Raw genomic sequence first — 25,170 nt, forward strand, 5'->3', positions numbered from 1 at the left:
CACGCTCAGCTGTGTGGCGGCGATGTCGGCTGCGGGGCTGCCGACGCGACCGGCGCATCGGCTGCCGGCGCGAGCACCGGCGGATGCTCCGGATCCACGCCGGCCTCGCGCAACTTGCGGTGCGAGCGCACCCGTTCGTCGATCACCGCGGTGATCAATGCACCGACGAAGAACACCACCGAAGCGTAGTACATCCAGACCAGCAGAATGACCAATGTGCCCATCGAACCGTATGCGCTGCCGGGCGCCGCGGTGGCGATGTACACGCCAATGGCATAGCGGCCCAGCGCAAACAGCAGCGCGGTGATGACGCCCCCCAGAAACGCCTGGCGCCAATCCACGGTGCGGTCGGGCAGATAGCGATACAGGAAGGCAAACGCCAACGAATACAGGGCCAGCGTGGTGACATAGCCCACGGCCGGCAGCACCGACGGCAGGCGCGCAAACACCACCTGCAACGCAGTGGTGGCGATCATCGACACGATCAGCAAAAAGCCCAGTGCCAGGATCACGCCGAACGAGAACACGCGCTTCTTCAGCCACGCCATCAGGCCGTCGAGGCGCTGCTTGTCGGTACGAAAAATCAGGTTCAAGGCGTTCTGCAGCTGCGCAAACACCGCCGTGGCACCGATGAACAGCAGCAGCGTGCTCCACAAGCCTGCCAGCGAGCCAACGCCGGGCTGGGCGGTGGCGTTGCGAATGATGGTCTGGGCGACTTCGGCAGCGCTGCCCCCCGCCAGTTGTGCAACCTGCTGCACCAACGCGTCCTGCGCGGGCGGATACAGCGAAGCCGTCAGCCACAACAGCAGCACCAGCAACGGTGCCAGCGACAAGAGGGCGTAAAACGACAACGACGCAGCCTGCGTCATGACGTCGATTTCGATAAAGCGGTTCAGCAGCGCCATCGGCACGCTGCGCTGCAGACGGCTCACGTGCTTATGCAGATAGGCGGTTGAAAGCGTCGTCACCGTCGGGAACATCCTTGGCGCATACCGTTGTGCGCGCAGGTGGGTCGCAGCAAGGTTGGTATGCGGTAAGACCTTGCCCACGCCTGCGCTGGCGTACCCGTTCTAGCAGGGCCAAATCGAAGGAGGGGTGAAAGCGCGCGCGTGCGGCGGGCTGTGCCTATGTCAATCGGCGGACACTGCGCTTGGGCAGTGCACGATGCGGCTGCTGTCTGGCGCCTTCGGATAAGGCGTCGCGTCTTCGGCGTGCAAGCGTGTTTGAAGGTCCTGCGTACGGCGGTGTTGCGCTATGGCGTGAGCACGCACTGCGGCAACACAAACCGCCCAGCATCTACAACGAAGGCGGCGCCGATGACGACTCACCGACGCACTGCAGTCATGCACCCCCCGCTGCCCGCAGTGCCCTGGCGTTTGGCGCAGGGCAGGGCGGACCAATCAGCCTGCCAGGTGCTGCTTGACCAAGGTCGAGACCAGGCCCATGTCGGCTTGACCGGCCAGCTTGGGCTTGAGCGCGCCCATCAGCTTGCCGATGTCGGCCGGGCTGCTGGCGCCGGTCTGCGCGATGGCAGCCTGGATGGCGGCGACGATGTCGGCTTCGCCCATCTTGGCCGGCAGGTAGCGCTCGATCACCACGATCTCCTCGCGCTCGATCTGCGCCAGGTCCTCGCGTGCGGCGGCCTCGTACTGGGTGACCGAGTCCTTGCGCTGCTTGACCATCTTGTCGAGCACGGCGATCACCGCAGCATCGTCCATCTCGATGCGCTCGTCCACTTCCTTCTGCTTGATCGCGGCGTTGATCAGCCGGATCACGCCCAGGCTGTGCTTGTCGCCGGACTTCATGGCGGCCTTCATGTCATCGGTGAGCTGCTGCTTGAGGGGCATGCGGTAACTCCTGGTTACGTAGTGAGGGAGGCCGGCGCGCTGCGGTGGCAACGTGCATCGGCTGAATGGGCGGGATGGCGCTGCGCGGCGGGAGCCGGCGGCGTCGCATCGCCCATGAGGTAGTTCGATCCGGTCGACGGACCAATACAAAAAGCCGGCGACGCTTGCGCGTGCCGGCTCTTGGGCTCTCTTCGATGGGCCGCGCCTACAGCGCAGACCCACCGGCAAGAACCGCGTTCGATCAGTACAAGCGCTGGCGCTTGGTGACGTCGCGCGAGGAACGACGCAACTGACGCTTCACAGCAGCGGCAGCCTTGCGCTTACGCTCCTGGGTCGGCTTTTCATAGAACTCGCGCTTGCGGGTTTCGGCCAGCACGCCGGCCTTTTCGCAGGTGCGCTTGAAACGGCGGAGCGCAAATTCGAAGGGCTCGTTCTCGCGGACTTTAACGCTGGGCATGGGTTCTCCAGATAATGGGATTTCCGTCCGGGAGCCCCGGGCGGGTGCGAGCGGACTCGCGTGACGGAATTTCCGGGTTGCCCCGGCGAGCCGCGCATTATAACGACTTGCCAACGACCTGCAAGCCCCTGCCGATATTTACCTCGACAAGCCCGTCAGAGCGTGCGTTTGCGCCCGATCCGGCGCTGCGGATGCGGGTGCGCAGCATATCGCCGCCGGCGCATCTGCGCAGTACAAAAACTGCGAAAATAGGCGCCTGTTCTCTCTGCCGAGCTGCCGTGAAAGTCCTTGGGATCGAATCATCGTGCGATGAGACTGGCGTAGCGGTCTACGACACCGCCTTGTCCGGGGTGCCGGCGCTGCGTGCCCATGCGGTCTACAGCCAGATCGCGTTGCATGCCGAGTACGGCGGGGTGGTGCCGGAACTGGCCAGCCGCGACCACGTGCGCAAGCTGTTGCCACTGATCCGCCAGACCCTGGGTGAGGCCGGGTTGCGTATCGACGAACTCGATGGAGTGGCCTATACCGCCGGCCCGGGCCTGGTCGGCGCACTCCTTGTCGGGGCCGGTGTGGCGCGTTCGCTGGCCTGGGCGCTGGATGTGCCGGCGATCGGGGTGCACCACATGGAAGGCCATCTATTGGCACCGTTGATGGAAGACGACCCGCCGCAGCCGCCGTTCGTGGCGCTGCTGGTTTCCGGCGGCCACACCCAGTTGGTGTCGGTGAAGGCTCTGGGCCAGTACGAACTGCTCGGCGAGACGCTGGACGATGCGGCCGGCGAGGCCTTCGACAAGACCGCCAAGATGATGGGCCTGCCGTATCCGGGGGGCCCGCAGCTGGCGGCGCTGGCCGAAACCGGCACGCCGGGGCGCTACAGGTTCGCGCGTCCAATGACCGATCGGCCGGGTCTGGATTTCAGTTTCAGCGGACTCAAGACCCAGGTGCTGCTGGCGTGGCGCGCCAGCGACCAGTCCGACACCACGCGGGCGGACATTGCGCGCGGCTTCGAGGATGCGGTGGTGGAGACCCTGGCGATCAAATGCCTGCGCGCGCTGGACGCGGCCGGCTGCAACACGCTGGTCGTGGCCGGCGGGGTGGGCGCCAACAAGCGCTTGCGCGCGCAGCTGCACGAGGCCGCGCAGCGTCGGGGCGGCCGGGTGTGCTTCCCGCGGCCCGCCCTGTGCACCGATAACGGCGCGATGATCGCCTTCGCCGGTGCGCTACGGCTGGAAGCCGGGCAGCGCGCCGGCGCCGAGGTGCATGTGACGCCGCGCTGGGATATGGCGGGCTTGCCGCCGCTGGCGGCGGCGCGGGATTCGGGAGTCGGGATTGGAGATTCGTAGAAGCTAGTCTCTCTACCGCTGTCTGTCGCGCTCTTGCCAATCCCCAATCCCGAATCCCCAATCACGGCTCCCAATGGACAAAGTTTTTATCGAAGGCCTGGAAATCGATGCGCTGATCGGCATCTACGACTGGGAGCGGCGGATCCGGCAGACCTTGCGGTTCGACCTGGAGATGGGGTTCGACAACCGCATTCCGGCGGCCAGCGACGACATTGCCCAGACCTTGAACTACAAGGCGGTGAGCAAGCGGCTGATCGAGTTCGTGCAGGCCTCCGACTTCGGGTTGGTCGAAACGCTGGCCGAGCGCTGCGCGGCGATCGTGCTGGATGAGTTCGGCGTGCGCTGGCTGCGGCTGAAGCTCAGCAAGCCCGGTGCGGTGCGCGGTGCACAGGCAGTCGGCGTCATCATCGAACGGGAGCGGGCGGCCTGAGTGTCGCCAACCACTCGCCTTTCCGGCTTCTCGCTGCATGCAGGGAACCGGGAGTATCGAGGGTCGCCGGGAACCGCCGCCACGCTGGCCCGCAACATGCCGTGAACCGGCCCCTACAAATCCCGAATCTCGAATCCCGGCGTCAAAGACTTGCACCCCGGCGGCCGCCGCAGGCTAGAATTGACGGCCATGTAAACGTTTTCTCAAGGATCTCATGGCTGCTGATCGCATCGAAACCCTGATTGCCCGGATGACCGTCGAAGAGAAGGTCGGCCAGTTGGGTGTGTTCGCCGACATGGTGCGGCCGTTCGCGCCGGACGTGAATCCCGAAGCCAACGTGCGCAATGCCGATGAGGTGCTGCAGCAGGTGCGCGAAGGCCGGGTCGGCTCGCTGTTCAACGGCGTGGGCGCCGCGTTGGGCGTGCAGATCCAGAAAGTGGCGGTGGAAGAGAGCCGCCTGGGCATCCCGGTGATCCTGGCGGCCGACGTGATCCATGGCATGCGCACGGTGTTCCCGATCCCGCTGGGCGAAGCGGCCAGCTTCGAGCCGGAACTGGCCGAGCGCACCGCGCGCGCCACCGCGATCGAAGCCACCGCCGCCGGCCTGCACTGGACCTACGCACCGGCGGTGGATATCGCCCGCGACCAGCGCTGGGGCCGTGGCGCCGAGGGCGCCGGCGAAGACGTGGTGCTGGGCATGGCGTTCGCCGCCGCGCGCGTGCGTGGCTTCCAGGGCAGCGATCTGAAAGCCGACGACGCGTTGCTGGCCACCCCGAAGCACTTCGCCGCCTACGGCGCAGTGGCGGCGGGCATGGAATACAACACCGTGGACATCGCGCCGCAGACGCTGCGCGATGTGCATCTGCCGCCGTTCAAGGCCGCCTTCGATGCCGGTGCATTGACGGTGATGTCCTCGTTCAACGACATCAACGGCGTGCCGGCCAGCGCCAACCACGAACTGCTGACCGAGATCCTGCGCGGGCAATGGCAGTTCCCGGGGGTGGTGATTTCCGACTACACCGCCGATATGGAATTGATCGCGCACGGCTACGCGGCCGATGAGCGCGACGCGACCAAGAAAGCCTTCCTGGCTGGCTTGGACCTGAGCATGCAGAGCGGCTTCTATGCCGCGCATCTGCCCTCGCTGGTGGAAAGCGGCGAGGTGCCGATGGCCACGCTGGATGCCAGCGTGCGCCGCATCCTGCAGCTGAAGGAGGCGATCGGCCTGTTCGACAACCCGTATCGCTCGCTGGACCCGGCGCGCGAAGCCGATAACGCCCACCTGCCTGCACACGATGCGTTGTCGCGCGATGCGGCGCGGCGTTCGATCGTGTTGCTGAAGAACGACGGCGCGGTGCTGCCGCTGAGCAAGAGCGGTCAGCGGATCGCGTTGATCGGCCCGTTCGTGCAGGACCGCGAGAACATCGAAGGGTGCTGGACGTTGTTCGGCGACAAGGCACGTTACGTGACCCTGGAGCAGGGCGTGCGTGCCGTGGTCGGCTCCGACTATGTGAGCGTTGTGCAGGGCTGTGGCCTTGAGGAGGCGCTGCCGGGCGGCATTTCCGCGGCCATCGATGCCGCGCAGGCTGCCGACGTGGTGGTGCTGGCGCTCGGCGAGCCGCAGCGTTTCAGTGGCGAGGCGCAGTCGCGTACCGAGATTACCTTGCCGCCGGCGCAGCAGGCGCTGGCCGAAGCGGTTGCAGCGACCCGCACGCCGATGGTGGTGTTGCTGCGGAATGGCCGCGCGCTGGCCTTGAGTGGTGCAGTGCGCGATGCCGACGCGATTGCGGTGACCTGGTATCTGGGCACCCAGACCGGCACCGGTGTGGCCGATGTGCTGTTCGGCGATTACAACCCGTCCGCGCGCCTGCCGATCAGCTTTCCGCAGGTCACCGGCCAGCAGCCGTATTTTTACAATCATCTGCGCACCGGCCGTCCCGAGCTGCCGACGCTGTCCGAATACAAGGCGCGTTGGCGCGAAATGCCCAACGAGCCGCTGTATCCGTTCGGGCACGGTCTGAGCTACACCACGTTTGCGTATGCGCAGCCGCAGTTGAGCGCCGCGCAACTTGGCTGGGACGACACGCTGACCATCACCACGCGCGTGACCAATACCGGAACCGTTGCCGGCGAAGAAGTGGTGCAGTTGTATCTGCACGATCGCGTGGCAAGCCGGGTGCGCCCGGTGCGCGAGCTCAAGGGGTTCCGCAAGGTCTTGCTGCAGCCCGGCCAGCACATGGATGTGGTGTTCGCGCTGACGCGCGAGGCGCTGGCGTTTACCAATCCGAAGGGCGTGTTCGGTGCCGAGCCCGGTCTGTTCGATCTCTGGGTGTGCGCATCGGCCAAGAGTGGCGAAGCGGCAACCTTCGAGTTGCTTGGCGCCTGAGTGCGCTGACCAGGGCGGTGGAGCGCCGCCGCGGCGATAGGCCGTCGGCTGCAATGCGATCAGGTGCAAGACGTGATCAAGATGCCGCTGGCTGTCGCGTGCGCTGGCAGGGGCAGTGAGCGTGTGACGGGGCAGGGTGAGCGTAGTCTCGCCGTCGCCGCACCGCAGGTACCTGTCGTCATCGGTACATGCATGCGTTGATGGCATCGTTGGTGCAAGCGCGGTTGCGCGCGACAGCAGACAGGCTTCAACGGCCCGCAGCAGATCGCGTGCGTGGCCGCTGAGCCGCGTCGGCGAGAGGAAATTGCCGTCCGTAACGCATCGATGGATGCACGACAGAGCGCATACCGGTAGACCGCTGTGCACTGCCTGCGCATCTGCATGCGCAGGCAGTGCCGACAATGGCTAGATCACGCCGCCTATGCGTCGTTTTCGACTGCAGCCTTGCTCTTGGGAGTGAGCTTGAGCAGACGGCCGGTGCTGCCGCTGGCCTCGTCCTCCAGCAGCCACAACGCGCCATCGGGGCCTTGCTCCACTTCGCGAATGCGTGCGCCCATGTCGTAACGGGCCACTTCGCGTGGCTGATCACCCAGCGAGACCTGCACAAGCGCCATCGACGACAGGCCGCCGATAAAGCCCTGACCGCGCCATGCCGGGAATTGCGCGCCGTTGTAGATCACAAAACCTGCCGGCGAAATCACCGGGGTCCAGCTGATCTTGGGTGCGGCAAATTCCGGGCGCGTGTTGTGGTCGGGAATCGGCCTGCCGTCGTAGTGGTCGCCGTTGGAAACGATCGGGTAACCATAGTTGGCCCCGCGTTGGATCAGGTTGAGCTCATCGCCGCCCGCCGGGCCCATTTCGTGCTCCCACAACCGGCCCTTGCCGTCGAACGCGATGCCCAGAATGTTGCGATGGCCCAGCGACCACACCTGCGCGGCGACGCCACCCTGCGCGGCGAACGGGTTGTCGGCCGGCACGCTGCCGTCGTCGTTGAGACGGATCAACTTGCCGAGATTGGCTTTCATGTCCTGCGCCGGATCGAACTTCTGGCGCTCGCTGGAGGTGATCCACAGCTTGCCATCCGGGCCGAACGCGAGGCGATGGCCGAAGTGGCCGTTGCCGGAGACCTTGGGGTTCTGACGCCAGATCACCTTGAGGTCGGACAAGGTGCCGCCACCGGTGGCATCCAGCGTGAGCTTGGCGCGCGCGACCGCCGCACCGCGGGTGTCACCCTGGCCGGGTTCGGCATAGCTCACATAGACCAGGCCGTTCTTGGCGAAACGTGGATGGGCCAGCACATCGCCAAATCCACCCTGGCCGCCGTAAGCGACCGCCGGCACGCCGGTCACCGCGCTCTTGCGCTGGGTCTTGGGGTCCAGACGCATCAAGGCGCCGCGCTTCTCGCTGACCAGCAGCGTGCCATCGGGCAGGAAGGTCATTGCCCAGGGCTCGTCGAAGTCGGCGACGGTGGCGGCCTGAAAGGGCCATTGCGCCTTGGGAATGGAGGCCGCGGGAGCGGCGGCAGGTGCGGCCAGGGCGGCACCGGTGGTGAACAAGGTGGCCGAACAGGCCAACGCGAGCAGACGACGGATAGACATGAGGTCCTCCAGGGGATAGGCACGGCCACGCTGCAGCCCTCCCGCAACGTGTTCCGCGTCGGGTTTTCAAGTACCTTACACGACGCTACCGGGGCCGCCCTTGTCGCAGGTCACTCTCCGCAGGCCGGCCGCGTCTCACATCGTTGTTTCATCATGCAGTTTCACCATGAAAAGGAGTTTCCATGGCCACGCAAAAAACCTCGCCTGCCTTCATCGCTGCGTCGTGGGCCGCCTTGTTGGCCGGCGGCGCTGCATATCTGATCGGTCTATGGAACGCGCAGATGTTGCTCAACGAGAAGGGCTACTACTTCACGCTGCTGTTGTTTGGCCTGTTCGCATCGGTGTCGTTGCAGAAGAGCGTGCGTGACCGCGCCGATGGGATTCCGGTGACAGGTCTTTACTACGCCATCTGCTGGTTTTCGCTGATCATCGCGCTGGTGCTGCTGGCAATCGGCTTGTTCAACGCCACCTTGCTACTGAGCGAAAAAGGCTTTTATGCAATGGCGTATGCATTGAGTCTGTTTGGCGCAGTGGCCGTGCAGAAGAACACGCGCGATGCGATGGAAGCGGATGCGACCGCGTACACCTCCCGCGTCGTGCCGCCACCACTGGACTGACCGGCAGCGGCACCGAGACAACAACGTCACCGTGACGGTGGCGTTGTTGGTTACGGCTTGGATTTGCTGTCGCCAGCGACAAAATCGGTGGCGTTTTCCCACGCACGCTTGACGGCGTGGCGCGCCTTGCTCCAGCTCAGGCCATCGGTGCCGCGCTTGGCTTCCCAGTCGCGATGCAGTTCGGCCTCGACCTGATCGTAGGCGCGCGCGTTTTCGCGAATGCGCGCTTCGTGCCCTACGAGATAGGCGCCTTCGTAATCCTCGTAACGTTCGCCTTCGGTGTAGTACGGCTCTTCGGTGAAACGCTCACGCCAGTAATTGGATACGTTCTGGCTGCGGTCTTCGTCCGGTGCGCGGCCTGGAATCTGGTACGGCACGTTCATGCTCGTCTCCGTCGTTGCGAATGTGCGGACCAACCTAAGCAGCGCGGTGTTAACAGCGCGGCACGCCAGGTGATGGTTGGGTCAAGACCCGCCGCACGTGCAGGTGTACATCGCTCGGCGCCCGGGAACAGGCGTGCTGCGCTCACCGCAGGCCATGCATTTCATACCGCTGCCGAGGCTGACTGGTATGGCAGCGGTTTGGCGCCAGCGGCGACGACTGACGACTCCGCCGCCTGCAGTGCCTGTTCGTCGGCATCGATGACGACCAGGACGCGGCCGGCCTCGATTTCGTCTTCGAACTGACGACGCACCGGGTCGGGCACGGTGGCACCAACCAGGGCCGACGACCAGCTGCCCACCAGGGCGCCGGCCAGTGCCATGACGCCCACGCCAGCCAGGGTCAGGCCGATCGGCGGCACCGCCACTGCCACCAGGCCTGCCACCAACCCGGCCGCGCCACCGGTGGCTGCACCGCGCGCTGCGGCGGGCACGAAATCGGTCTTGGCATCCTTGCGCTCGTCCGGCACATCGTGCAGTTCGATATCCGAGCGTGCGATCAGCGACAACGCCTCATTGTCGATGCCGGCACTGCGCGCGGACTGCAGCACGCGCTGCGCGCTTTCAAGATCGGGTGTGCTGTAGACGCGGCGCAGTTTCATCGCAAGCTCCCATGCAGGTGAGCGCGCAGCGTTGGGCGTGCCCGGTTAGACGTGCGTGAGCGCGGCGCGAGCGCGTTGCGAAGCCGCTAGACCGGCTTGCGCGGAAACAGGTAGAACGCCCAGCCCACCAGCAATGCCACGCCTGCCGCCGCCAGATTCTGCCAGCTGGCACTGGCCAGCAAGCCCAGCGACAGCAGCAATGCCGCGATGGGAATGAGCGGGCCTCCCGGCAACCGCAACGTATCGGTGCGTTGCCGATAGCGGCGCGCCAGCACGATCACCGCCGCTGCCGTGCCGATGTAGGCGAACAGGCGCGTGACCATCGACAGCAGCGCCAGCTGGGTGAACGAACCGGACAACGCGAGCGCCAGCGACAACACGCCCTGGGTGAGCACCGCTGCCGCCGGGGTATGAAAACGTGGATGCACGCGCGCCAGAAACGCCGGCCCGTAACCGTCCTGCGCAAGCGCAAACAGAAAGCGCGGCCCGAGCATCACCGTGTTGCTGGTCGTGCCCAGGATGGAAATGGTGGCGCCCACGGTGAGAATCAGCGCCAGCGCTTCGCCGCCGAAGCCGCTGGCCGCATCCGCCAACGGTGTCGGCGAGGCCGCGAGATTGGGCAGTGTGCCTTGCGCGACGACCTGCACTGCGGCATAGATCAAGGTCACCGTCACGATCATGGTGATGAGCGCAAATGGCACGTCGCGGCGCGGGTTGCGGTATTCGCCGGCAGCTGCGGGAATGTTTTCGAAACCCGCGTAGGCAAACAGCAGCAGCAGCGCGGCTTCGCCGAGATTGCCCAGGTCGCGCAGGTCCGGGGACGTGCCGGCAAACGCCCACGACCAGTCCACGTAGAACAACCCGATCGCCACGAACAGCAGCAACGGCACCAGCTTGCCGATCACCAGGGCGATGCCGGTGCGTGCGGCCGACTTCACGCCGATCACGTTGATCGCTGTCAGCACACCCAGCGAGCCGACCACCACCAAGGTTCGCGCCCAGGCATCGGTGGAGGCGGTGGGCCAGAACCGCGCCACCGCATCGGCCAGCCCGTTGCTCAAAGCCGCCGCCGAGCTGATACGGGTGAGCCAGATCATCCAGCCGATCTGAAACCCGACAAACGGGCCAAACGCCTCGCGCGTGTAGAGATAACTGCCGCCGGGCGTGTCGAAATAACTTGCTGCCTGCGCGTAACACAGCACCAGCAAGGCCACCGCCAGCCCGGCCAGCATCACCGCCCACAGGCTCATCGGCCCCAGCAGTGCAGCGGTGGCCGCAGGCAGTAGATAGATGCCGCTGCCGATCACATCGTTGATCGACAAGCCGACGATCTGCCAGCGGCTGACGACACGCATCAGGCCGGTGCTATCGGGCGGCGGCGTTGGCGTGCTCATGGCGCGGCCTCGCGCAGGTCGGGCAGCTGCCATTGCGCTTGCAGGCGCGCATAGTCGGCACGCGGCAACAAGACGAACAGCGGCGTGTCGGCAGGTTTCAACCAGGCCAGCAGACGCTGCATGTCGGCAGGCTCCATCGCCGTGCAGCCAGCGGTGAACTGCCCCGGCGTGCGCCACAGATGCGCAAAGATGCAGCTGCCGCGCCCGGCGATGTTGTTGGGGTTATGCGCGATGACGAAACCTTCGCGATACCGTGCATCGCCGGGATGGCGCAGGTCCAGGCGCATCGGCTCGGTGGAGCCGGCGACCGCCGCTTCACCGACCTGCGCCGCATCGACGATGCGGTTGTACAGCGGCGAGCTGGGCACATCCATGCAGTAATGCGTGGCGCTCATCGCCTGATACGGCATGGCGCTGTCGATGCTGGCGGAATACCCAAATGCCGGGCCAATGGCGAACACCCCGGCCGGACTGCGGCCATCGCCTTCGCGTTTGTGCGGACCTTGCGACTGTGCCGGGTGCAGGCCTTCGCCCCATGCACTGCCGTGACGGCCAAGTGCCACCGCAAATCCCGGTGCGGCCGGTACCCATCTGCCATCCACACGCGCAAAGGTCTGCAGTCGTGCCTGGGTGCTGTTCCAGTCCGGCGTGGTCACCACGATCAGCGCGCGTGCCTGCTGCAGCGCCTGGATCGGTTCGCCTGCCTGGACGCCGCTGCTGCACAGTGCAAGCGCCAGCAGCAGGGTGGATCGCAACAGGATGGCAAGGCGCATGCGGGCTCCGGACGGCAGGGGGACGAGCTGGTGAGGAATGCGGTGTCTTTAGTGTGGACGACGGCACGCCTGCCGCACCCGATGGCATCGGGTGCGGCAGGCCTACTGTACCCAGCAATGCGGGTGTATGGCGCATGGCGATGACGACTGCAGATGCGGGCCAGGGCGATGCGCTGGAATCGCCATCGCTGCATACGTCGTTCTTGCCGTGCGGAGGGCTTACGCAGGCGGCAAGAGTATGCATGCCTCGCTACTCAAGCGCTCCGTGGCCTGTCGCCCGACATGCCGGCTGCGATGGCCAGGTCAGTCGGGCAGCAGTTCCAACCCGCGGATGCGGCGGATGCCCAGGCCTGGCGAGTCATCGATATGGATCTGCGCCTCATCGAACTGCACGCCGCCCTCGGTGGGGTCGAACTGCCCCAACACCGGTGCATCCAGGTCGGCCAGGGTGATGCTGTCGGCCTTGGCCACCGCCAGATGCACGGCGGCGGCGACGCTGATGCTGGATTCGATCATGCAACCGATCATGCACGGGACGCCGTGCAGCGCCGCGATATCGGCGATGCGGATGGCATTGGACAGGCCACCGGTCTTCATCAGTTTGATGTTGACGATGTCGGCCGCGCGGCGCTGGATGATGTCGATCACCTGTAATGGCGAGAACACGCTTTCGTCAGCCATCACCGGGGTGTCGATGCGCGCGGTGACGAAGGCGAGTCCATCGATGTCGGCGGCCTTGACCGGCTGTTCGAGTAATTCCAGCACGATGCCGGCGTCTTCCAGCAGGCGCATGCTGCGCACGGCCTGTTTGGGTGTCCAGCCCTGGTTGGCATCCAGGCGCAGCGATGCGCGCCCATCGACGGCTGCGTGGATCGCCTTGACGCGTTCGACATCCGACGCGCTGTCCTTACCCACTTTGATCTTCAGCGATCGATAGCCGCGCCCCAATGCCGACTGCGCCTGCGCGACCATGATGTCGATGGTATCGGCGCTGATGGTGATGTCGGTGGTGATGCGCGGGGCGCCACCCCCAAGCAGCTGATAGAGCGGCGCACCGAAGGTCTGCGCCCACAGATCGTAGAGTGCGATCTCCACTGCGGCCTTGGCGCTGGTATTGCGTTCCAGCGCATGTTGCACCAGCCCGCACAGTCGATTGAGTTCGGCCACGTCCTGGCCGATCAACTGCGGTGCGATGCAGTGACCGATTGCGGCGATGATGCTGCCGTGCGTATCGCCGGTGATCGGCGCGGTGGCCGGCGCGGCGCCATAACCGATATGGCCGCTATCGGTTTGCAGCAGCACCACCACGTCTTCGATCGCCTGTACGGTGCGTACCGCGGTCTTGAACGGAGTTTTCAATGGCACGCGTAGCATGCCAAGGCGGAAGCCGGTGATCTTCATGGGGAATCAATTGGCGCGATGCGCTGGATGCGGGTGATGTGATCGACGAAGGGTGTGCCATCGGTGGTCAGCAACGGCAACAGCGGCGTCACCGTTACGCCGTTCAGGCGCGCACGCTGCACGCTGCCATCGGCGGCGCGATAGTTGGCGCCGGCCACATCGTGGATCACCCAGGGCGCGCCACGCTCATGCCCGATCACCAGCATCACGTGGCCAGGGATATAGATCAGGTCGCCGATGCGCAGCTGCGCCAGCTGCTGCAGACGTTGCGACTGCGGTGCGCGTGCATCGAATGCAACCTTGCGCAGGGTCGGGCTGCGCGCCTGATCGCCGGTGTTGCGTGGCAGCGCAATCCCCAGGCTGCGGTAGATATCCAGCACAAAACCGCTGCAATCGCGCGCATCGTAATCGTTGCCCCAGCCATAGCGTTCGCCGAGGAACTTGAAGGCCTGCCGCAGCAACGCGGCATCGGTTGCCGGCAAGGGACCGGCTTGCACATCCGCACCGCGCGGGACCAAGGCCGGCACCAACTGCAAGCGACCATCGGCATCGCGCAGTGGCAGTTGCACCACGTGGGCAGCCAGCGGCAGTTGTCCGTTGACCGGCTGCTGCGATGGCCAGTCGGTATCCAGGGGCAGGTTGGTGCCCATGTCCAGCCACAGTGCCGAGACGGCGGGTAGCTCCGGGGTGTAGGCAGTCTGCACGCGGGCGCCGGTGACGAGCATGCGTGGACCGCGTTGTGCGTACCGCAACACCTGCTCGCGACTGCCTTCAGCGACCCGGTCGGCAGCGATCCACGCTGCATAATTGGCCGCAAGCACGAACCGCCACGCGCCATCGGCACTGGTGTGCAGCACCGCGACCGGCGTGCCTGGAGACAGGGCCGATTCCTGGAAGCGGTCGATATCGCGATCGTCGGGACTGGTGAACACGCGCTGGGTGGTGGGGAAGGTGCGCAATGCCGCGCGCTGCACCACCAGCGCAAAGTGCGGCGCCACCGTTGCGGGGAGGGCATCCAATGCCAGCGTGCGGCGCAACGCCGACAGGCGCACTGGGTCGATGACATCTCCATCGGCGCCGTAGAGCGCACGCGTCGGCGGCGCCGACAGTGCTTCGATTCGCGCACGTACCGCGTCGCCGGGCATGACCTCGGGCAGCTGCGACAGATCGTGCATGGACGCATCGTCGCGCAACAGGCGGGCATTGAAGGCGGCGATCTGTGTCGCGTTCAGATGCGGCACCTGTGCATTGCCGCTGCGCTGGATCCAGTAGTCCGCTGTCAGCTGCGCCTGGCTGACCGCAAAAGGGGCTACTGGCGAAGCTGAAGTGCGCGTGGGCGTTGCGCTTCCGGGCAGCGCAAGTGCCATCAACAGCAACGTCAGCAGGCGGCGCGACAAGGGCATGAACATCTCGGGGGTGAGTACACGTGGGCAGCGATGCAGCATGGATGGAAGAACGGCGCACCGACCTTCCCCCCCCTTGCGGCTGCACGCATGATGATGAGTGTACGCGGGACGCCTCGCGGTGCGCAGGCCGCAAGCGGTCATCGCTCCCCAGCGTCGGGTGAGTTGTGGTGGTGTGATGACCTGCTGCCGCCAGGGGGATGCTTCGATCGATTGGGCGTTGCTGCGGACCGCGCGTCGGGGCCCAGGTTGGCACGTCGCTTTGCGATCCGCATGGTCGACAGCCAGGCGGACTCGCCGGACCCCTGTCAGGTGGCGAACCACCTGTGACCGGTCGCAAGCCACCGCAGTCACCGTCAGCGGACACGGCCATGACCCGGAGTCCGCGTTTCCTCTCGTACACTGCAGCCGTCAGCATCTGTATCGCGCTGGCGTCGATTCGCCAGATGGAGTCAGCCGCTCCGAGTGCCTTCAAGAGAAATCCGATGCCGCTTGTTCCACTTTCGTGTTCTTCGACATGGCTGCGGGCCATGGTCTGCATGGCCGCGCTGTCGCTGGGTGCCTGCGCGCACGCGCCGCAGCGCAACCCGCTTGCGCAGTGGGTGCCGTCGCCCAATTACGACACGCGGCGGCCGATCCTGATCGTGCTGCACTTCACCGACCAGCACTCGGTGCAGCAGAGCCTGAGCACGTTGCGTGGGCGCAACAGCGGCGGCCGCGTCAGTGCGCATTACCTGATCGGCGAGGATGGGCAGCGCTACCAATTGGTCAGCGATGCGCAGCGTGCCTGGCATGGCGGTGCCGGCCGCTGGGGCACCATCACCGACATCAATTCGGCCTCGATCGGCATTGAACTGGACAACGACGGCAGCGAACCGTTCGCGCCAGCGCAGATCGACAGCCTGCTGGTATTGCTGGATGACCTGTGCACGCGGCTGCGCATCCCGCGCACCCAGATCGTCGGTCATGAAGACGTCGCTCCCACACGCAAGAACGACCCAGGGCCGCTGTTCCCGTGGAAACGCCTGGCCGATGCCGGCTTCGGCCGCTGGCCCGCACCCGATACGCCACCGGCACCGGCGGATTTCGATCCCTGGCAGGCGCTGGCCCTGCTGGGCTACAGCCTCGACGACCCCGCCGCCACGCTGCAGGCCTTCCACCACCACTATCGCGGCAACAGCGCTGATACGCTGGATGCCGAGGATCTGCGGATCTTGCATGCGTTGACACGACCGACGCAGTCGCCGGCTGTACCGCTTACTCCGGGCGAGCTCGGAGCCAGGTGACACGGTGCATCGCGTTGAGCGGATTCAATCGGCGGTAGGGCGGGCCGCGTTCTGTAGGGGAGGAGTTCGCTGCCTTCCGTGATCGAGGCGCTTTGGGTCAATCCACTGGACCTGCATCGCATTCTTGATAGGATTTTCCCCTGACAAAAATAGAAGGATGTCGCGTGATGAATCTCAGGAAGACAGCGCTATGGGCGGCAGCGATGCTGGTCCTTGCTGGTTGCTCGGATAAGGCCAGCGATGCCGCGCAGGCCGGCACGCCGCCGGCGCCTACCGAGACGACACCCGCAACACCGGCGACGTCGCTCGCAGCGCAGCCCCAGCAGATCGCCGTCGAAGTGCCGGCCCCCGGGCAGGTGCTGAATGACATCTATGGAATGAAGGGCGACGGGTCAGCGTCCTACACCGTCGACAACGGTGCGCTGGCCACCTTCTGGTATGGCTATCGCTTCGACTTGGGTGGCAAGCACTATTACACCGGTTTCGCCAATGCCGGGCCGGGAAAGTATGGCAAGGCAGAGGAAAGCGACGGCCCAGACCCCGGCGTTGGCGTCGCCATTAGCCAGGCGACCTATGTGCTCGGCGATGTTGGCGGCAAGCCAGCATGGACGCTGTTTCACGCGCAGCAGTGGGCTGGCGATTTCGGCGCGAACGAGCAGGCCGATCCGCTCGATGAAAAGCGCGAGCCGCAACGTACCGAAACCAAGGACGGTCACCTGCTGCTGGCGGTGCCGACCACTCGGTTTGCAACCGGCGTCAGCAGCCTGGGCCTGGCCCTCTTCAGCTTCGATCCGAACAAGAACGATCTGGGCGACTACAAGGGCTGGGTTTACCTGGGTACCGTTGCGACCGGTGAAGACAACAGTGCAGCGTGCGACGACGGCGGGACGATGAAGTGCGCCTCCAGCACCGGAACGCTGAGCTTCGAGCCGGACCAGACTGGTGCGATGCCGACACTGCGGGTTGTCATGAAAGGCACTGCCGTCTCCGGTCCAGGCAAGGTCCGTGTCCTGGACGCCTCCGACACGGTGAGCTATACCTTCGATGCTTCCAAGCAGCAGTACACCCCGCCGTTGGATCAGTGAGCACTATTCGAGCACCTTCGTGCCTTTCATTCTTATCCCGTTGCGTGGCGCTAGGCCTTCAAATGCTTTCCGTCAGTATCTTTCCTCTCAAGGAATAGTCTCAACGATGCCTCTTCTCAAACCTCTGCCCCTTTTGTGTGTGATGACGTTGTGCGTACTGACCGCTGCCTGTGGCGGGCAATCGCCGTCGCTCGATACATCCGTCTACTCCGCTGCTGCGACTTCCGCAAATGCGTCGGCACCCTCAACGGACGGCATAGAGTCCAGGTCTACCTCAAAACAACCAACGTCCGGCTCGTCCGCTAGCCAAGCTCACAAGTCCACATCTTCACCGTCAACGGAAGATTCTCCTGCGCTAAGACCTTCCTATGATGACTGTATTACTGCCGCTGCAGGTGCGACTCCCGCAATGCAGGATTGCATTGCGACCGAGCATGAGTATCAGGATGCAAAACTTAATAAGGTCTACAAGGCCTTGATTAAGCGACTTGGTGATGAGGAGAAGATCAAGCTGAGGGATCAGCAGCGTCAGTGGATTGCTGATCGCGACGAGAAATGTTTCTACGACCCCGATAGCGGGCAGGCCGGCCTAGTGGATGCGGCGCAGTGTCGCCTTGAAATGACAGCACATCGAGCGACGTATTTGGGATTGCGCTGACTTGTTGAATTGTCTGCCGGACTTGCCGGACTTGCCGGACGTGCCGGACGTGCCGGTGAATCCGGTATCGGGGAGGTACGGCCATGATCCGCAAGGAGACTGAATCAAACATGCTCTGATCGATGCGGTCGGAGTATGGGGCAGGCCACATCGACCACACCGACAATGCTCAAACCCTCGATGGTTGCCGCTTCTGGAGCATTTTGCAGACACACCATCACCCCGACGGGGATCAACTGCTGTCGTTTCAGCCACGGGCTCGACAGTGCAAACAGCATCAGTACCTGCACAGTGTTCTTCGCCAGGTCGCGATGGCGCACCTTGTGGGTCTTTGTCCCGAACTAGTACCGGTCGCCTTTGTTGGTCTGGTGCGTCTGCAGGTCGCGCTCACCGTCCTTGTTGTTGGCCAAACCGGGCGCGGTATGGATCTTGGCGTCCACGATGGTTCCGCCGCGCAGGCTCTGACCCTTGTGCGACAGGCGCGCGTTGACCCTGTTAAACAGCTTGCGCGCCTGATCATGCGTCTTCAGCAACCAGCCGAGATCTAGAATCGTGGTCTGGCCCGGCGCCTAGTCCAACCCGCCAGGCTTGGCGAAACGGTGCATCGTGATGATATCCGGGAATAAGGAAATGCCGGAGCCCAGGTGCAATCTTCGCGATCCATCGGACGATGCATGGGGCGCCTCACACAAAGATTGCTTCGGCGCTTCTTGCCGCGCCGATCGCCTATGCTTCGCAGATGACGCATCCACGCCCAGCCCGCAGTCCCGCAATGCCTTCGAGCCGCCAGAAGCCCGTGCTGGGCTGGCTGTTACTTGCAGCGTCGTTGGCAAGCACATGCTTTGCTGCCACCGCAGCGCCGGTCATTTCGCCGGCGACCACTGCTGCCGAGGCGGGTCTGATCGACGTGGGCACGCTCGCGCCGGAGATCGCCGTCGACATGCGCTATGCAGGCAGCAATAACTTCACCGGGCGCGTGGTGCCCGGGTATCTCGCACCGCGGTGTTATCTGTTGCGGCCGGCGGCCGAGGCGTTGACACGGGTGGCGCATACGCTCAAGGCAGCGGGCTATCGCCTGCAGGTGTTCGATTGTTATCGGCCGGTGCGGGCGGTGCATGCATTTGTGGCGTGGGCGGCGGACCTACAGGATCAGGCGACCAAGCCGCAGTACTACCCGCGTGTGGACAAGCAGGCGTTGTTGGGCGACTACATTGCCGAGACCTCGGGACATAGCCGCGGCGCCACCCTGGACCTGGGATTGCTGGACTGCCGGTACGGTGCATGCCACGCGGTTGATATGGGGACCGACTTCGATTTCTTCGATCCGCGTGCGCATACCGATGCACCCGATATCAGCGGTGCGCAGCGTGCGCATCGTCAGCACCTATTGCGGGCCATGGCGGCCGAAGGCTTTGCCAACTACCCGATGGAGTGGTGGCATTTCACCTTCCGCCCCGAGCCCACACCACAGACCGCCTACGATGTGCCGGTAGAGTGAGCGCGGCCATGTGCGAGCTGCGCTGGTTCCAGGCGTGCAGTCGTTCGAACGCTCGTACACTGCACCCCTTGGCGCCGCGCTTGCCGCGTCGCCGTCTACTGGCCACGGTGTGCCCGCTGCCTGAGGAATCGTCATGTCCGACCCGGAACGCTTTTTGGATGTCGCCTGCCCGTATTGCGGGGAGTGGATCACGCTGACGCTGGATCTCACCGGTGGCGATCAGCAGTACATCGAAGATTGCCAGGTGTGCTGCAAGCCGATCTCGGTCAGCGTGCAATGGGACGAGGATGGCGAGGCGCAGGTGACCGCGCGTGGTCAGGACGATTGAGGCGAGCGTGCGGAGCCGGTCTTCGTACAGCGCTGCAGCAGGCCGCGGAACATGCCAGGCCCAGTCATGCTCGCGCCTGGCATGCCATCGCCGCTGCCGTGTTCGCGTGCTCGTCCACCGATTCGGCGACGCCTCCGGATCCCTTGCCCTTAGCCGCTAGACTGGCACGCCTGCTGCCTGGATCGTCACGATGAATCTGCCCCTGCATTTCGGCCTGCTCGGTTCGCTGGAGGCCGGCCTGATTGCGCTGGTGCTTGGGGTGCTGTTGTTTGCCGCGGTCGAACACATCGGCCGACGGCTGCAGTTCACCCACGGCCACACGCTGGGAATTGCCTGCCTGCTTGCCGTGGCCATCGGTGCTGGCTACGACATCTGGAATCTCGTCTACACCAGCATCGTGCGGCTGGAGTCGCCGCTGTATGCGCGCCTGGCGCTGGCAAAGATTCACGACCCCAACGAATTAGGTTCGCGCGTCATCCTGCAAGTGGCCGGTGCAATCGCGGGCGTCGTCGTGGGTTGGAAACTGTTCAGCTCCGGAAGCTGGGATGACGAGGCGCCGGGCGCGTAGACGATGGCGGAAAAGCGCGGCCTGGTTCTCAAAAACCGCGCTGTTGAATGCGCTGCTTCTGTTTGACTCACCAGCCGCTAACAGGCGGCTAAGCACAACGTTCCGCGCGATGGTTAAGAGGACGTTTTGCGCGAAATTACGCCGGGTTGGACGTTCATTTGCGATGGGTAGGGTGGAGCCATGTGCGGCGATACCGCGCATTCCCAAGCCAAGGAGACCACCCAATGAAGAATCGCAACCGCACCTCGCTGCTTGCTGCCACCGCCGCTCTTGCCGCTGCTCTTGCGCTGCCGGCCATGGCGCAAAGCACCTCCCAGGATGCTGCAGCGCAGTCGGGAAGTTCGGCCACTGGTGCCCAGAGCGGTAGCTCCGGGTCCAGTGGCGGCGGGCAGACCTGGGCCAGTGTCGATACCGATAGCGACGGCGCAATCAGCAAGCCGGAAGCGCAGGTCAATGCCGGGCTGGCGCAGATCTTCGACCAGGCCGACGGCGATCACGACGGCAAGCTGACCCCGGATGAGTACAAAGCCTTCGTCGCTACCCAGCAGAGCGGCGGCGGTGCCAGCGGCTCGCAGGGGAACTGACCGGCATCGCGCCGCAATCATCAGGCCGCATCGCTACAGACCGCTTTCAACGATCGAAGAGGAGCATGTTTAGGTAAGGCAAACCGACCACGTCGTGCGCGCGGGATCGGGATGGAGACACGGGAGCGGCCTTCCAAGGTCGCTCCCGTTTTCTTTACGTCGCGCGCGCTACGGTGAAGCGCTCCAACTCCGGTTTTCTTCCATGGTGCAGCTGCGCGTTATCTTGCTGGCGGGTCTATGCAGCCCGCTGTCGGCGCTCGCTGCGCCGCCGGAGCTGCCGCCGGCGTCTACGCAGCAGCCGCTTGCGCCGCCGGGCTCCAGTGCCCCGGCCATGTCGCCCCTGCCGATCGAGCCGCCACCACCTGCAACGACGCCATTGCTTCCCACCGATCCCGCTGGTTCGGTGCGTCCCAGGAGCGGCGCCGAGTCCTCGGTCGCGGCGCCGGCCGGGACGCTGGCGCCGCGCAGCTTCCGCAGCCTGGATAGCGATGCAGACGGCTCGCTGACGCCGGAAGAAGCCGGGGCCGACCCGATCCTGCGCGAGAACTTCGCCCACTTCGACAGCAACGGCGATGGGCGCCTGTCGCGCGACGAGTTCGCCAGTTACCAGCCCGGCCCGGGCGACGCTGCGGGCGACTGACGCAGCGACGCATCCACGCGCTGCTAGACTTATGCGATGACCTCTCTTGCACAGCGCGACGGCCAGGCGATCCAACTGGTCGGCTTCGACGGCGACGATACCCTCTGGAAAAGCGAGGACTATTACCGCAGCGCCGAAGCGGATTTCGAAGCGATCCTGGCCGGTTATCTGGACCTGGGCGACAGCCGCATGCAGCAGCATCTGCTGGCAGTGGAACGACGCAACCTCAAGGTGTTCGGCTACGGCGCCAAGGGCATGACGCTGTCGATGATCGAAACGGCCATCGAACTGACCGAGGCCCGCATCGACGCGCGCGACATCCAACGCATCGTCGAGATCGGGCGGGCCACGCTGCAACATCCGGTGGAAGTGATTGCCGGAGTGCGTGAGGCGGTCAGCGCCATCGCCGCCGACTATGCGGTGGTGCTGATCACCAAGGGCGATCTGTTCCATCAGGAGCAGAAGATCGCCCAGTCCGGCCTGACCGACCTGTTCCCGCGGGTCGAGGTGGTGTCCGAGAAGGATCCCACTACCTACGCGCGCGTACTCGGCGAATTCGACCTGCCGGCGCAGCGCTTCGTCATGATCGGCAACTCGTTGCGCTCGGACGTGGAGCCGGTGCTGGCGATCGGCGGTTGGGGCATCTACACCCCTTACGCGGTGACCTGGGCGCACGAACAGGAACACGGTGTCGCCGCAGACGAACCGCGCATGCGCGAAGTGCCAGATGCCGCAGGCTGGCCGGCCGCCGTGCAGGCGCTGGATGCGCTGGCCAGGCAGCACGCGCTAAGCTAAGTACCGCGTCACGCGTCCGCCGGCCGGCATGGGGAGCGGCTGCGGCCGCTTGGGATGCTTGCTCCGTGCCGACCCGCCTTTTTGAATGGTTGCACCGCCGTGGTCATGGCGGGGTCTTCCATTGCGGGAGCCAGGGCGGTCGCTACCCAGGCGCGCATCGCGGATGCAGTGAAAATCGACATGCGGGCGCATCGCAGTGCCCGCCAACAGGACGTTCCGGCCCGCACGCATGCATGCCGACCTTGGAGGGATTACCCATGAACATGTTGTCCGTCACCCATCGTGCAGCGCTGGCCATCGCGCTTGGGCTGCTCGTCGGCACCACGCCGCTTGCGGCTGCCGAGTTGGAGGAGGAAATCATCAACCCCAGCGAGGTGATCTTTCGCGACGGGCAGCCGTACTACGACGATGCGGGCGACTACGTGCGTCTGCGCACGCGCAAGGTGGGTGGGGAGATCGTGTATTTCCGCACCGTCCGCTTCGACCGTGAGCAAGGTTATGTGGATGCGCACGGCGAGAGCATCGCAAAATTGCAGTCCCGCCCGACTGCAAGCGATCGCGGTTCTGTGTTTTCGCCCGATCGATATTCCGGCGTTCGCTACGGCGGTGCCTATGGCGGTTATGGCGACGGCCGCGAACTGCGGTTTGGTGCATCACGCAATCGTCCGTATGGGCAGATCTACTACGGCAACGGCCTGTATGGGCCGGACCCGTACAGCAGCCCGCACAACCGCGATGCGCGCCAGCGTTACATCGGTCCCGGCTACGTGGGCTCCTGCGATCTGAGCGGCTGCCGCGAAGTGCATTCCATCGGCTTTTACGATCTGCGCTGACACGCGTGTGGCCTGACACCGGCGCGGGCATGCGGCATCATCGGGGCATGCCCGTCTTACGCTCACCCCGGTTGCGATCGCTGCCATTGCTGGTTGTCCTGCTGGTTCCGGTGCTGGCGGTGGCGCAGGGCGTGCCTGCGCCGGCTGCCGGCCCCCAGGCGCAGGAGGCCGCGCCGGCGGTGGCACCCGGCACCGGCGATGCGTGGGTGGACCAGCATCTGGCCGACATGGGCAGCTATGCGCAGCGCTACCCCGACAGTTTCATCGATGAGGTTGCCCGCTATACCGAGACCCCGCGCGGCTACGTGCAGGCGCTGCTGCAGGTGCATGGCTGGCATGCCGGCGACATCTACTTTGCCTGCGCATGGGCGCACACGGTGCAGCTGTCGTGCCGCGACAGCGTGCGCGCCTACACGCGCGACCATCGCGATGGATGGGAAGGCGTGATCACGCGGCTACCGGTGGCGCCGGACAACGCGCATCTGCGCGCGCTGCGGCACGCCATCGTCGCCAGCTACGACCGCTGGGAACGGCCGATCACCCTCGACGCGCTGCTGCGCCGCCAGCTTGGCGATCATGCGCAGCGGCTGGAGGCCGCGCGCGAGGCCAGCGAAGCGGCCGACGCTGCAGCGCAGGCGGGGTTGTAACGCAAGGCATGTCGCAGCTCCGCAGGCGCAGCGGCTGTCTGCGCGCCAACGCGCGGGCACGATGCTGCCGTGCAGCTGGTCGCTAAGGGGCGTGGTCGGCGAGAATGCGGTAACGCTGGCATCGGCCGGCCTCTGCCAAGACCACGCCATGCGCGATACCGTGTTTGTCTCTTCCGATCACATCCGCAGCCTGTTCGCGCAGGCGATGTCGGACATGTATCGCGCCGAGGTGCCGTTGTACGGCGACCTGATGACGCTGGTGGCGCAGGTCAACGCGCAGACGCTGGAAGCCGATCCGGCATTGGCGGCGCGGCTGCAGCGCAACGACGAGCGCGCACGGCTGGATCTGGAGCGGCACGGCGCGATCCGGGTCGGCACGGCGGCGGAACTGGCCACCCTGGGGCGCCTGTTTGCGGTGATGGGCATGCACCCGGTGGGCTATTACGACCTCTCGGTGGCGGGGGTGCCGGTGCATTCCACTGCGTTCCGCCCGATCGACGAGGCCGCGCTGTCGGCCAATCCGTTCCGCGTGTTCACCTCGTTGCTGCGGCTGGAACTGATCGAGGATGCCGCGCTACGTGCGCAGGCTGCGCAGATCCTGGAGCAGCGGCAGATCTTCACCGACGCTGTTGTGGAGTTGATCGAACACTGCGAGCGTGTCGGCGGGCTCGATGCCGGGCAGGCGCAGCGCTTCGTGGCCGAAGCGCTGGAAACCTTCCGCTGGCATGGCGATGCCACGGTGTCGCTGCCCACCTACCGCGCGCTGAGCGATGCGCACAAGTTGATCGCCGATGTGGTGAGTTTCCACGGCCCGCATATCAACCATCTGACCCCGCGCACGCTGGATATCGATGCGGCGCAGGCGCAGATGCAGCGTGCCGGCATCGATGCGAAGGCGGTGATCGAAGGGCCGCCGCGTCGGCGCGTGCCGATCCTGCTGCGCCAGACCAGTTTCAAGGCACTGGAAGAGCCGGTGCGCTTTGTCGGCGACGGCGGGCAGCCCGAGCACGGCACGCATACCGCGCGCTTTGGCGAAATCGAACAGCGCGGACTCGCGCTGACGCCCAAGGGCCGCGCGCTGTACGACGCGCTGCTGGCGCAGGCACGCGACGCCGATGGCGCCGGCAGCACCGGTGCCGATTACGCCACCCGCCTGCAGACCGCGTTCGTGGCCTTTCCAGACGACGAGGCGCTGCTGCGTCAGGAAGGACTGGGCTACTTCCGTTACGCGTTGACCGATGCCGGCCGTGCCGATCCGGCGCAGGTGGGCGCACTGCCGGCAGAAACGGCGATCGCGCTCGGCCTGGTCAGTGCCGATCCGATCATTTACGAAGACTTCCTGCCGGTCAGTGCGGCCGGCATCTTCCAGTCCAATCTTGGCGGCGCCGAGCAACGCGCCTACGCCGCACATTCGAGCAAGCGCAGTTTCGAGCAGGCGTTGGGCGCGCAGGTGCACGACGAGTTCGCGTTGTATGCGCAGCTGGAACGCGACTCCCTGCAGGGATTGCTGGGCTAGCGCGTGGTTGGCATCAGACCGGGGTAGCCGGGAGCCTGTTG

General features: G+C 65.2%; 26 protein-coding genes and 1 pseudogene. 16 read left to right on the forward strand and 11 right to left on the reverse strand.

Translation table 11 applies throughout. From position 1 onward, the window contains the following. Nucleotides 1–5: 5 nt before the first annotated feature. The 3 genes from Y887_RS10335 to rpsU form a co-directional block, all read right to left on the reverse strand. Complete coding sequence (locus tag Y887_RS10335) at nucleotides 6–968, reverse strand: YihY/virulence factor BrkB family protein (protein WP_046964327.1); 963 nt, start codon at nucleotides 966–968, stop codon at nucleotides 6–8. Nucleotides 969–1,400: 432 nt separating this feature from the next. Further along, complete coding sequence (locus Y887_RS10340; RefSeq protein WP_046964250.1) at nucleotides 1,401–1,847, reverse strand: GatB/YqeY domain-containing protein; 447 nt, start codon at nucleotides 1,845–1,847, stop codon at nucleotides 1,401–1,403. 241 nt (nucleotides 1,848–2,088) lie between these two features. Next, nucleotides 2,089–2,304, reverse strand: coding sequence for a 30S ribosomal protein S21 (gene rpsU, locus Y887_RS10345; RefSeq protein WP_002808376.1), 216 nt, complete (start codon nucleotides 2,302–2,304; stop codon nucleotides 2,089–2,091). A gap of 278 nt (nucleotides 2,305–2,582) precedes the next feature. On the opposite strand from rpsU, the gene tsaD reads away from it, so the two are divergent. The 3 genes from tsaD to Y887_RS10360 all read left to right on the forward strand — a co-directional run bounded on the left by tsaD (nucleotide 2,583) and on the right by Y887_RS10360 (nucleotide 6,463). Then, nucleotides 2,583–3,647, forward strand: coding sequence for a tRNA (adenosine(37)-N6)-threonylcarbamoyltransferase complex transferase subunit TsaD (gene tsaD / locus Y887_RS10350; protein WP_046964251.1), 1,065 nt, complete (start codon nucleotides 2,583–2,585; stop codon nucleotides 3,645–3,647). Between the two features lie 73 nt (nucleotides 3,648–3,720). After that, nucleotides 3,721–4,077, forward strand: a complete 357-nt coding sequence (gene folB, locus Y887_RS10355; protein ID WP_046964252.1) for a dihydroneopterin aldolase — start codon at nucleotides 3,721–3,723, stop codon at nucleotides 4,075–4,077. 214 nt (nucleotides 4,078–4,291) lie between these two features. Then, on the forward strand, nucleotides 4,292–6,463 hold the full coding sequence (locus Y887_RS10360; protein WP_046964253.1) for a glycoside hydrolase family 3 N-terminal domain-containing protein: 2,172 nt from the start codon (nucleotides 4,292–4,294) through the stop codon (nucleotides 6,461–6,463). Nucleotides 6,464–6,882: 419 nt separating this feature from the next. Here Y887_RS10360 and Y887_RS10365 read toward each other — a convergent pair whose 3' ends face one another. After that, nucleotides 6,883–8,061 carry a PQQ-dependent sugar dehydrogenase gene (locus Y887_RS10365; RefSeq protein ID WP_046964254.1) on the reverse strand — a complete coding sequence of 393 codons (1,179 nt, stop codon included), beginning with the start codon at nucleotides 8,059–8,061 and terminating at the stop codon, nucleotides 6,883–6,885. Nucleotides 8,062–8,243: 182 nt separating this feature from the next. Here Y887_RS10365 and yiaA point away from each other — a divergent pair, with 182 nt between their 5' ends. Beyond that, nucleotides 8,244–8,678, forward strand: a complete 435-nt coding sequence (gene yiaA / locus Y887_RS10370) for an inner membrane protein YiaA (protein ID WP_046964255.1) — start codon at nucleotides 8,244–8,246, stop codon at nucleotides 8,676–8,678. Between the two features lie 50 nt (nucleotides 8,679–8,728). Here yiaA and Y887_RS10375 read toward each other — a convergent pair whose 3' ends face one another. The 6 genes from Y887_RS10375 to Y887_RS10400 all read right to left on the reverse strand — a co-directional run bounded on the left by Y887_RS10375 (nucleotide 8,729) and on the right by Y887_RS10400 (nucleotide 14,691). After that, nucleotides 8,729–9,061 (reverse strand): hypothetical protein, encoded by a 333-nt coding sequence (locus Y887_RS10375; RefSeq protein WP_046964256.1) that lies wholly within the window; start codon nucleotides 9,059–9,061, stop codon nucleotides 8,729–8,731. A 161-nt stretch (nucleotides 9,062–9,222) separates the two neighbouring features. Further along, complete coding sequence (locus Y887_RS10380) at nucleotides 9,223–9,720, reverse strand: hypothetical protein (RefSeq protein WP_046964257.1); 498 nt, start codon at nucleotides 9,718–9,720, stop codon at nucleotides 9,223–9,225. Nucleotides 9,721–9,806: 86 nt separating this feature from the next. Continuing rightward, entirely contained in the window at nucleotides 9,807–11,114 is a 1,308-nt protein-coding gene (locus Y887_RS10385; RefSeq protein ID WP_046964258.1) for an APC family permease, read from the reverse strand. After that, complete coding sequence (locus Y887_RS10390) at nucleotides 11,111–11,887, reverse strand: L,D-transpeptidase family protein (protein WP_046964259.1); 777 nt, start codon at nucleotides 11,885–11,887, stop codon at nucleotides 11,111–11,113. The genes Y887_RS10385 and Y887_RS10390 overlap by 4 nt, the downstream gene beginning before the upstream one ends. A gap of 303 nt (nucleotides 11,888–12,190) precedes the next feature. Further along, complete coding sequence (locus Y887_RS10395) at nucleotides 12,191–13,288, reverse strand: dipeptide epimerase (protein ID WP_046964260.1); 1,098 nt, start codon at nucleotides 13,286–13,288, stop codon at nucleotides 12,191–12,193. After that, nucleotides 13,285–14,691 (reverse strand): SH3 domain-containing protein, encoded by a 1,407-nt coding sequence (locus Y887_RS10400; RefSeq protein WP_046964328.1) that lies wholly within the window; start codon nucleotides 14,689–14,691, stop codon nucleotides 13,285–13,287. Before Y887_RS10400 ends, Y887_RS10395 begins: the two co-directional genes overlap by 4 nt. A 485-nt stretch (nucleotides 14,692–15,176) precedes the next feature. On the opposite strand from Y887_RS10400, the gene Y887_RS10405 reads away from it, so the two are divergent. The 3 genes from Y887_RS10405 (at nucleotide 15,177) to Y887_RS20980 (ending at nucleotide 17,720) form a co-directional block, all read left to right on the forward strand. Continuing rightward, nucleotides 15,177–15,977 carry an N-acetylmuramoyl-L-alanine amidase gene (locus Y887_RS10405; protein WP_046964261.1) on the forward strand — a complete coding sequence of 267 codons (801 nt, stop codon included), beginning with the start codon at nucleotides 15,177–15,179 and terminating at the stop codon, nucleotides 15,975–15,977. Nucleotides 15,978–16,144: 167 nt separating this feature from the next. Next, nucleotides 16,145–17,062 (forward strand): hypothetical protein, encoded by a 918-nt coding sequence (locus tag Y887_RS10410; RefSeq protein ID WP_046964262.1) that lies wholly within the window; start codon nucleotides 16,145–16,147, stop codon nucleotides 17,060–17,062. A gap of 106 nt (nucleotides 17,063–17,168) precedes the next feature. Then, complete coding sequence (locus Y887_RS20980) at nucleotides 17,169–17,720, forward strand: lysozyme inhibitor LprI family protein (protein ID WP_169749484.1); 552 nt, start codon at nucleotides 17,169–17,171, stop codon at nucleotides 17,718–17,720. A 206-nt stretch (nucleotides 17,721–17,926) separates the two neighbouring features. Here the strand turns inward: Y887_RS20980 and Y887_RS21330 are convergent. Then, nucleotides 17,927–18,337 (reverse strand): annotated as a pseudogene (locus Y887_RS21330) (hypothetical protein); the annotation flags it as partial. Nucleotides 18,338–18,492: 155 nt separating this feature from the next. Here Y887_RS21330 and Y887_RS10425 point away from each other — a divergent pair. The 9 genes from Y887_RS10425 to hglS all read left to right on the forward strand — a co-directional run bounded on the left by Y887_RS10425 (nucleotide 18,493) and on the right by hglS (nucleotide 25,129). Next, nucleotides 18,493–19,218 (forward strand): M15 family metallopeptidase, encoded by a 726-nt coding sequence (locus Y887_RS10425; protein WP_245879419.1) that lies wholly within the window; start codon nucleotides 18,493–18,495, stop codon nucleotides 19,216–19,218. 133 nt (nucleotides 19,219–19,351) lie between these two features. After that, nucleotides 19,352–19,546 (forward strand): CPXCG motif-containing cysteine-rich protein, encoded by a 195-nt coding sequence (locus tag Y887_RS10430; RefSeq protein ID WP_046964265.1) that lies wholly within the window; start codon nucleotides 19,352–19,354, stop codon nucleotides 19,544–19,546. 190 nt (nucleotides 19,547–19,736) lie between these two features. Beyond that, nucleotides 19,737–20,114, forward strand: coding sequence for a hypothetical protein (locus tag Y887_RS10435; protein WP_046964266.1), 378 nt, complete (start codon nucleotides 19,737–19,739; stop codon nucleotides 20,112–20,114). A gap of 224 nt (nucleotides 20,115–20,338) precedes the next feature. Then, nucleotides 20,339–20,698 (forward strand): EF-hand domain-containing protein, encoded by a 360-nt coding sequence (locus Y887_RS10440; RefSeq protein ID WP_046964267.1) that lies wholly within the window; start codon nucleotides 20,339–20,341, stop codon nucleotides 20,696–20,698. Nucleotides 20,699–20,900: 202 nt separating this feature from the next. Beyond that, on the forward strand, nucleotides 20,901–21,338 hold the full coding sequence (locus Y887_RS10445) for an EF-hand domain-containing protein (RefSeq protein ID WP_046964268.1): 438 nt from the start codon (nucleotides 20,901–20,903) through the stop codon (nucleotides 21,336–21,338). 36 nt (nucleotides 21,339–21,374) lie between these two features. Further along, the gene (locus Y887_RS10450; protein WP_046964269.1) at nucleotides 21,375–22,133 is read left to right on the forward strand and encodes an HAD family hydrolase; all 759 of its coding nucleotides are present in this window, start codon (nucleotides 21,375–21,377) and stop codon (nucleotides 22,131–22,133) included. 257 nt (nucleotides 22,134–22,390) lie between these two features. After that, nucleotides 22,391–22,966, forward strand: a complete 576-nt coding sequence (locus tag Y887_RS10455; protein WP_046964270.1) for a hypothetical protein — start codon at nucleotides 22,391–22,393, stop codon at nucleotides 22,964–22,966. 29 nt (nucleotides 22,967–22,995) lie between these two features. Continuing rightward, nucleotides 22,996–23,613 (forward strand): hypothetical protein, encoded by a 618-nt coding sequence (locus Y887_RS10460; RefSeq protein WP_046964330.1) that lies wholly within the window; start codon nucleotides 22,996–22,998, stop codon nucleotides 23,611–23,613. 148 nt (nucleotides 23,614–23,761) lie between these two features. Beyond that, entirely contained in the window at nucleotides 23,762–25,129 is a 1,368-nt protein-coding gene (gene hglS, locus Y887_RS10465) for a 2-oxoadipate dioxygenase/decarboxylase HglS (RefSeq protein WP_046964271.1), read from the forward strand. The last annotated feature ends 41 nt before the right edge of the window (nucleotides 25,130–25,170 follow it).

This window comes from Xanthomonas pisi DSM 18956 (assembly GCF_001010415.1).
GTDB classification, from domain to species: Bacteria; Pseudomonadota; Gammaproteobacteria; order Xanthomonadales; family Xanthomonadaceae; genus Xanthomonas; species Xanthomonas pisi.

Bases quoted from the DNA above. Each gene is read 5' to 3' on its own strand.
- Y887_RS10340 (WP_046964250.1), bottom strand. From the start codon at position 1,847: ATGCCCCTCAAGCAGCAGCTCACCGATGACATGAAGGCCGCCATGAAG.
- rpsU (WP_002808376.1), bottom strand. From the start codon at position 2,304: ATGCCCAGCGTTAAAGTCCGCGAGAACGAGCCCTTCGAATTTGCGCTC.
- folB (WP_046964252.1), top strand. From the start codon at position 3,721: ATGGACAAAGTTTTTATCGAAGGCCTGGAAATCGATGCGCTGATCGGC.
- Y887_RS10360 (WP_046964253.1), top strand. From the start codon at position 4,292: ATGGCTGCTGATCGCATCGAAACCCTGATTGCCCGGATGACCGTCGAA.
- Y887_RS10365 (WP_046964254.1), bottom strand. From the start codon at position 8,061: ATGTCTATCCGTCGTCTGCTCGCGTTGGCCTGTTCGGCCACCTTGTTC.
- yiaA (WP_046964255.1), top strand. From the start codon at position 8,244: ATGGCCACGCAAAAAACCTCGCCTGCCTTCATCGCTGCGTCGTGGGCC.
- Y887_RS10375 (WP_046964256.1), bottom strand. From the start codon at position 9,061: ATGAACGTGCCGTACCAGATTCCAGGCCGCGCACCGGACGAAGACCGC.
- Y887_RS10380 (WP_046964257.1), bottom strand. From the start codon at position 9,720: ATGAAACTGCGCCGCGTCTACAGCACACCCGATCTTGAAAGCGCGCAG.
- Y887_RS10385 (WP_046964258.1), bottom strand. From the start codon at position 11,114: ATGAGCACGCCAACGCCGCCGCCCGATAGCACCGGCCTGATGCGTGTC.
- Y887_RS10390 (WP_046964259.1), bottom strand. From the start codon at position 11,887: ATGCGCCTTGCCATCCTGTTGCGATCCACCCTGCTGCTGGCGCTTGCA.
- Y887_RS10395 (WP_046964260.1), bottom strand. From the start codon at position 13,288: ATGAAGATCACCGGCTTCCGCCTTGGCATGCTACGCGTGCCATTGAAA.
- Y887_RS10400 (WP_046964328.1), bottom strand. From the start codon at position 14,691: ATGCCCTTGTCGCGCCGCCTGCTGACGTTGCTGTTGATGGCACTTGCG.
- Y887_RS10405 (WP_046964261.1), top strand. From the start codon at position 15,177: ATGCCGCTTGTTCCACTTTCGTGTTCTTCGACATGGCTGCGGGCCATG.
- Y887_RS10410 (WP_046964262.1), top strand. From the start codon at position 16,145: ATGAATCTCAGGAAGACAGCGCTATGGGCGGCAGCGATGCTGGTCCTT.
- Y887_RS20980 (WP_169749484.1), top strand. From the start codon at position 17,169: ATGCCTCTTCTCAAACCTCTGCCCCTTTTGTGTGTGATGACGTTGTGC.
- Y887_RS10425 (WP_245879419.1), top strand. From the start codon at position 18,493: ATGCCTTCGAGCCGCCAGAAGCCCGTGCTGGGCTGGCTGTTACTTGCA.
- Y887_RS10430 (WP_046964265.1), top strand. From the start codon at position 19,352: ATGTCCGACCCGGAACGCTTTTTGGATGTCGCCTGCCCGTATTGCGGG.
- Y887_RS10435 (WP_046964266.1), top strand. From the start codon at position 19,737: ATGAATCTGCCCCTGCATTTCGGCCTGCTCGGTTCGCTGGAGGCCGGC.
- Y887_RS10440 (WP_046964267.1), top strand. From the start codon at position 20,339: ATGAAGAATCGCAACCGCACCTCGCTGCTTGCTGCCACCGCCGCTCTT.
- Y887_RS10445 (WP_046964268.1), top strand. From the start codon at position 20,901: ATGGTGCAGCTGCGCGTTATCTTGCTGGCGGGTCTATGCAGCCCGCTG.
- Y887_RS10450 (WP_046964269.1), top strand. From the start codon at position 21,375: ATGACCTCTCTTGCACAGCGCGACGGCCAGGCGATCCAACTGGTCGGC.
- Y887_RS10455 (WP_046964270.1), top strand. From the start codon at position 22,391: ATGAACATGTTGTCCGTCACCCATCGTGCAGCGCTGGCCATCGCGCTT.
- Y887_RS10460 (WP_046964330.1), top strand. From the start codon at position 22,996: ATGCGGCATCATCGGGGCATGCCCGTCTTACGCTCACCCCGGTTGCGA.
- hglS (WP_046964271.1), top strand. From the start codon at position 23,762: ATGCGCGATACCGTGTTTGTCTCTTCCGATCACATCCGCAGCCTGTTC.